The organism is Corallococcus exercitus (assembly GCF_003611585.1).
GTDB lineage: Bacteria > Myxococcota > Myxococcia > Myxococcales > Myxococcaceae > Corallococcus > Corallococcus exercitus.
Genome location: NZ_RAVW01000555.1, coordinates 1 through 5,327 on the forward strand (window position 1 = coordinate 1; position 5,327 = coordinate 5,327).

1 protein-coding gene is annotated in these 5,327 nt (G+C 72.8%); it reads right to left on the bottom strand.

Annotated elements, in window-relative coordinates:
* Positions 1–5,307 (bottom strand): non-ribosomal peptide synthetase (locus tag D7W79_RS38375; RefSeq protein WP_158617156.1); only part of this gene is annotated, 5,307 nt, incomplete at its 3' end.
* Positions 5,308–5,327 lie beyond the last annotated feature (20 nt).

Below are 5,327 nucleotides of genomic sequence, written 5' to 3' on the forward strand. Positions count from 1 at the left end.
CGCCACCAACCCCACCACCACCTCCGGCCCCACGCCCTTCTTCCTCAGCGCGTGCGCCAGCCGGTTCGCCCGCCGGTTCAGCTCCCCGTAGCTCACCGCCTCCCGCCCGTACTTCACCGCCACTGCGTCTGGCGTCTTCTCCACCTGTCTCTCGAACCACTGGTGAAGGAGCGCGTCGCTGGGGAAGGAGCGCTGCACGGTGCGTCCCAGGAGCGCGCTCCGCTCCCCAGGCGCGAGGATGCCCACGTCGCGCAGCGGGCGGTCCAGCTTGCCCAGGAGCTCCTCGAGGGCCGTGCGCAGGTGGCTCGCCATCCGCTCGATGGCCACGTCGTCGAAGCGCGCGGTGTCGTAGACCCACTCCAGCTTCAAGCCGTCACCGGGACGCACGAAGAGCGTGAGCGGATACTCGTTGTGCTCGGCCATGTGCACGTCGCGGACCCGGAAGCCTCCCGCTCCGGACAGGAGCGCGGGATCCATCGGGTAGTTCTCCACCGCGACGATGCTCTCGAAGAGCGCCGTGCGGCGCGGCAGTCCGCTCCACGCCTGGATCTGCAGGAGCGACGTGTGCTCGTGGCGCTGCCGCTCCGCGTGCGCCTGGAGCAGGCCCGCGAGCCACTCCCCCACGCGCAGGTCGTCACGGACATGGACGCGGACCGGGAGCGTGTTGATGAAGAGGCCCAGCATCGACTCGACGCCCGCGAGCGGCGCGGAGCGTCCGGAGAACGTCGCGCCGAAGACGACGTCGTCCTCGCCCGTGTAGCGGTGCAGCAGCAGCGCCCAGGCCCCCTGGACCACCGCGGACAGCGTCAGCCGGTTGCGGCGGATGCGCTCCTGGAGGCTTGCGGCCGCCGCCGCGTCGAGCACGAGCTCCCGCGTGCGATACACCTTGCGCGCGTCCTGCGTCCGCGGCGGCCGGTCAATGGCCAACGGCGTGGGGGTGTGGAAGCCCCGCAGCGACGTCTTCCAGTACGCCTCATCCGCGGCGGCGGGCCTGGACGCGAGCCACGCGATGAAGTCGCGGTAGGGCCGGCCCGCGTCGAAGCCCGGCGCGTCCGCCCCACGCGACAGCGACGCGTAGGTGTCGAGCAGCTCGCGGAACAGCAGCGCCATGCACCAGCCGTCCAGCAGGATGTGGTGCTGCGTCCAGACGAACCGGTGCCGCGCGGGGCCCAGCCGCTGGAGCATCAGCCGCATCGCCGGAGGCCGCGAGAGGTCGAAGCCCTGCTCCCGGTCCGCGAGGAGGAAGGCTTCCAGCCGCCCGGCCCCCGCCTCCGGGGCGACGGTGCTCCAGTCCTCCTGCGCCACCTGGAGGGGCACCTCGCGGTGGACGACCTGGAGGGGATCCGCCACGCCCTCCCAGAGGAAGGACGTCCGCAGGAGCGGATTGCGCGCCAGCACGTGGCGCCAGGCCGCCTCGAACGCCGCCGCGTCCAGCGCTCCCTCCAGGACGCAGTGGAACTGCTCCACGTAGGCCCCGGACCTGGGCTCCAGCAGGGTGCGGAACAGCATGCCCACCTGCATGGGCGCCAGCGGATACGCGTCCTCCAGCTCCGGGCGTGCCTCCAGCAGCCGCGCGCGCTCCGCCTGGACTTCCACTGGCAACGCCGGTGCGTCCTGGCGGGACGGCGACTCGCGATCGATGAGCGCCGCCAGCTCCGCGACGTTCGGGTGCTGGAAGAGCTGGCGTACCTCGAACGCGATGCCCGCGCTCCGGGCGCGCGACGCCACCTGGACGGCCAGGATGGAGTCTCCACCCAGCTCGAAGAAGTTGTCCCGGACGCCCACCCGGTCCAGCCCCACCACGCCCGCGAAGAGGGAGGCCAGCTTGCGCTCCGTCGCGGTGGCCGGCGCCGCGTAGTCCTCGCCCAGCTCGGGCCGCATCCGGTCCGGCGCGGGCAGGGCCCGCCGGTCGACCTTCCCGGCCGCCGAACGCGGGAGCGCATCGAGCGCAACGAACGCATGCGGGACCATGTACTCCGGCAGCGAGCGCGACAGATGACGGCGCAGCACGGCCGCGCCCGGGTTCGCGCCCGCGGCCGGGACGACATAGGCCACCAGCCGCCGCACTCCCGCGCGGTCCTCCCGCAGCACGACCGCTGCCTCACGCACGTCCGCGTGGGCGCGCAGCACGGCCTCCACCTCCGCGGGCTCGATGCGGAAGCCGCGGACCTTCACCTGATCATCCGCGCGGCCCATGAACTCCACCTGGCCGTCCTCGAGCCTGCGACCCAGGTCCCCCGTGCGATACAGCCGCGCGCCGTTCCGGGAGAACGGCGAGGCCACGAACCGCTCCGACGTCAGCTCCGGGCTGTCGAGGTACCCGAGCGCCAACGCCGCGCCCTCGATGGCCAGCTCCCCCACCATGCCCACCGGCAGCGGCTCCAGGTGGCTGTCCAGCACGTGCACCCACGTGTTCGCCACGGGCCTGCCAATGGGCGTGCGGAGCGCACCGCGCGGGCACACCGCCATCGCGGCATCCACCGTGGCCTCCGTGGGGCCGTACGCGTTGATCAACGTCGCGCCGAGCCGCGCGTGGAACCGCTCGGCCAGCTCCAGGGACAGGGCCTCGCCGCCGCAGAACACCAGCCGCAGGGCCGAGGCCTCCGTGAATGCCGGGACCTCCAGCAGCAGCGCCAGCAGGGACGGCACCGACTCCAGCACCGTCACGCCCTGCCCGGCGATGAGCCGCGCCAGGCTGTCCGGATCCACCGCCCCGGGGGATGCCATCACCACGCGAGCGCCCCGGCTCAGCGGGGCCAGCAGCTCCGCCACCGACACGTCGAAGCCCGGCGATGCGAAGGCGAGCATCCGGTCCTCCGGCGACAGCCGGAACTCCGCGCCCAGCCACTGCAGGTAGTTGGTGAGGGAGCGGTGGCCCACGAGCACGCCCTTGGGCACGCCCGTCGAACCGGACGTGAACAGGAGGTACGCGGGCGCGTCCAGCGAGGCCCGGGGCAGCGGCACGTCCACGGACGGCGGCGGCGCGTCCAAGAGCACGAGCGGCGCCAGGCCTTCCAGCTCCGGCGCCAGCGCACGCTGGGTCAGCACCATCCGCCACCGCGCCTGCTCGCCCAGCCGCGCCAGGCGCTCCCGGGGCTGTGCCGGATCGAACGGGACGTACACCGCGCCCGCGCGAAGAACGGCGAGGAGCGCGACCACCCGCTCCAGAGAGCGTTCGCACACCACGCCCACGCGCTCGCCCTGCCGCACGCCCGAGGACACCAGCACCCTCGCGAGCGAGTCCGCGCGCTCCGCGAGCTGTGCGTAGGAGAGGGTGTCCTCCCCCATCCCGACCGCGACCGCGTCCGGCGCCGCCAGCGCTTGTTCGAGGAACAGCTCGTGCGCGCAGACGTCGCGAAGCGGCAGGGAAGGTCCACCCGCCAGCGCCAGTACCTGCTCGCGCGCGGCCGGGGACAGCAGCGCGACGCGCGACACGGGCTCCTCCGGCCGGGCCACCAGGCCTTCGAGCAGCGTGCGGAAGTGCTCCATCATCCGCCGCACCGTCCCGGCGTCGAACAGGTCCGTGGCGTACTCGGCGACGCCCGTGAGGCCTCCGTCCCGCACGTCCAGCGTGAGCGCCAGATCGAAGTGGGCCGAGCCCCGTTGCAGCGGGACCAGCTCGGCGCGAAGGCCGGGAAGCGACGGGGGGGACACCGGCTCCTCGTTCAGGTCGAACATCACCTGGAAGAGCGGCGTGCGGCTCAGGCTGCGCTCCGGCCGGAGCGCGTCCACCAGCGTCTCGAAGGGCAGGTCCTGATGGTCGAGCGCGCCCAGCACCTCCTCGCGCGTGCGCCGCAGGAGGACGCGGAAGGACGGTGCGTCCAGGACGCGGCTTCGCAGCACGAGCGTGTTGGCGAAGAAGCCGATGAGGTCCTGCACCTCGCCGTGCGTGCGGCCCGCGACGGGCATGCCCACCACCACGTCGTCCTGGCGCGAGTAGCGGTGCATCAGCACCTGGAACGCGGTGAGGCCGGCCATGAAGAGGGTGGCCTCCTCCTCGCGGCACAGCGACTGGAGCGAGGACACCAGCGCCGGGGGCAGCGTGAAGGTGACTTCCGCGCCCCGGTAGCTCTGCACCGCCGGACGCGGCCGGTCGGTGGGAAGCTCCAGGAGCGGCGGAGCCCCCTCCAGCCGCGAACGGAAGTGCTCCAGCGCGGGCCCGAGCGCCGCGTCCGTCCGGGTCTCCCGCTGCCACACGGCGAAGTCCGCGTACTGCACGGTCAGCGGCGGAAGCACTGGCGTCTGCCCGCTCACACGGGAGCGATAGAGCGAAGCCAGTTCGCGCAGGAGCAGGCCCACGGAGCCGCCGTCGGAGACGCAGTGGTGCATCACCGCCACCAGCAGGTGGTCCTCCGGCGCCATCCGCATCAATGACAGACGCACCAGCGGGCCCTGCTCCAGGTCGAACGGGCGCTCCGCCTCCGCGCGAGCCCGTCGCGACAGCTCCTCCTCGCGCGCGGCCACGGGAACGTGCGTCAGGTCCACCTGCGTGAGCGGCACCGCCAGGGTGGGCTCCACGAGCTGCACCGCGCGTCCGTCCCGCGACACCAGCCGCGTGCGCAGCGACTCATGCCGCTGGACGATGCGCTCGAAGGCCCACTCCAGCGCTGCCACGTCCAGCGCTCCGGTGAGCCGCAGCGCTCCGGGACAGTGGTACGCACTGGAGGACGGATCCAGCTGGTGCAGGAACCAGAGGCGCTCTTGCGAGGACGTGAGCGGAGCGCCGTCGTCATGCGGCACGGGCACCAGCGGCTTCAGGGGCGTCCGGACCTTCACCTCCCCCAGCGCCTGGGCCACGCCCGCCACCGTGGGTGATTCGAAGAGGCGGCTCACGGGGAACTCGACCCCGAACGTCTCGCGGATGGCCGCGACCGCGCGCGTGGCCATCAGCGAGTGGCCCCCGCGCTGGAAGAAGTCGTCGTGGATCCCCACGGGGGTGCCCAGCACCTTCTGGAAGATGCCGCACAGGCGGGCCTCGACGTCATCGTGCGGAGGCGTGTGCCCGGATCCGTCCGCCATGTCCGCCACGGGCGCCGGAAGGGCGCGGCGGTCGAGCTTGCCGTTCTCCGTCAGCGGCAGCGCCCCCAGCATCACGAACTGCGCCGGCACCATGTACTCCGGCAGCCGCGTCTTCAGGTGCTCGCGCATCTCCGCCGCCGAAGGTCCACTGCCCTCCGGCACCACATACCCCACCAGCGCCGTCTCTCCATGCGCGTCCTTGCGCGCCACCACCACCGCCGCCTTCACCCCCGCCTTGAGCCCCAGCGCCGCCTCAATCTCTCCCAGCTCAATCCGGAAGCCTCTCACCTTCACCTGCTGGTCGCTTC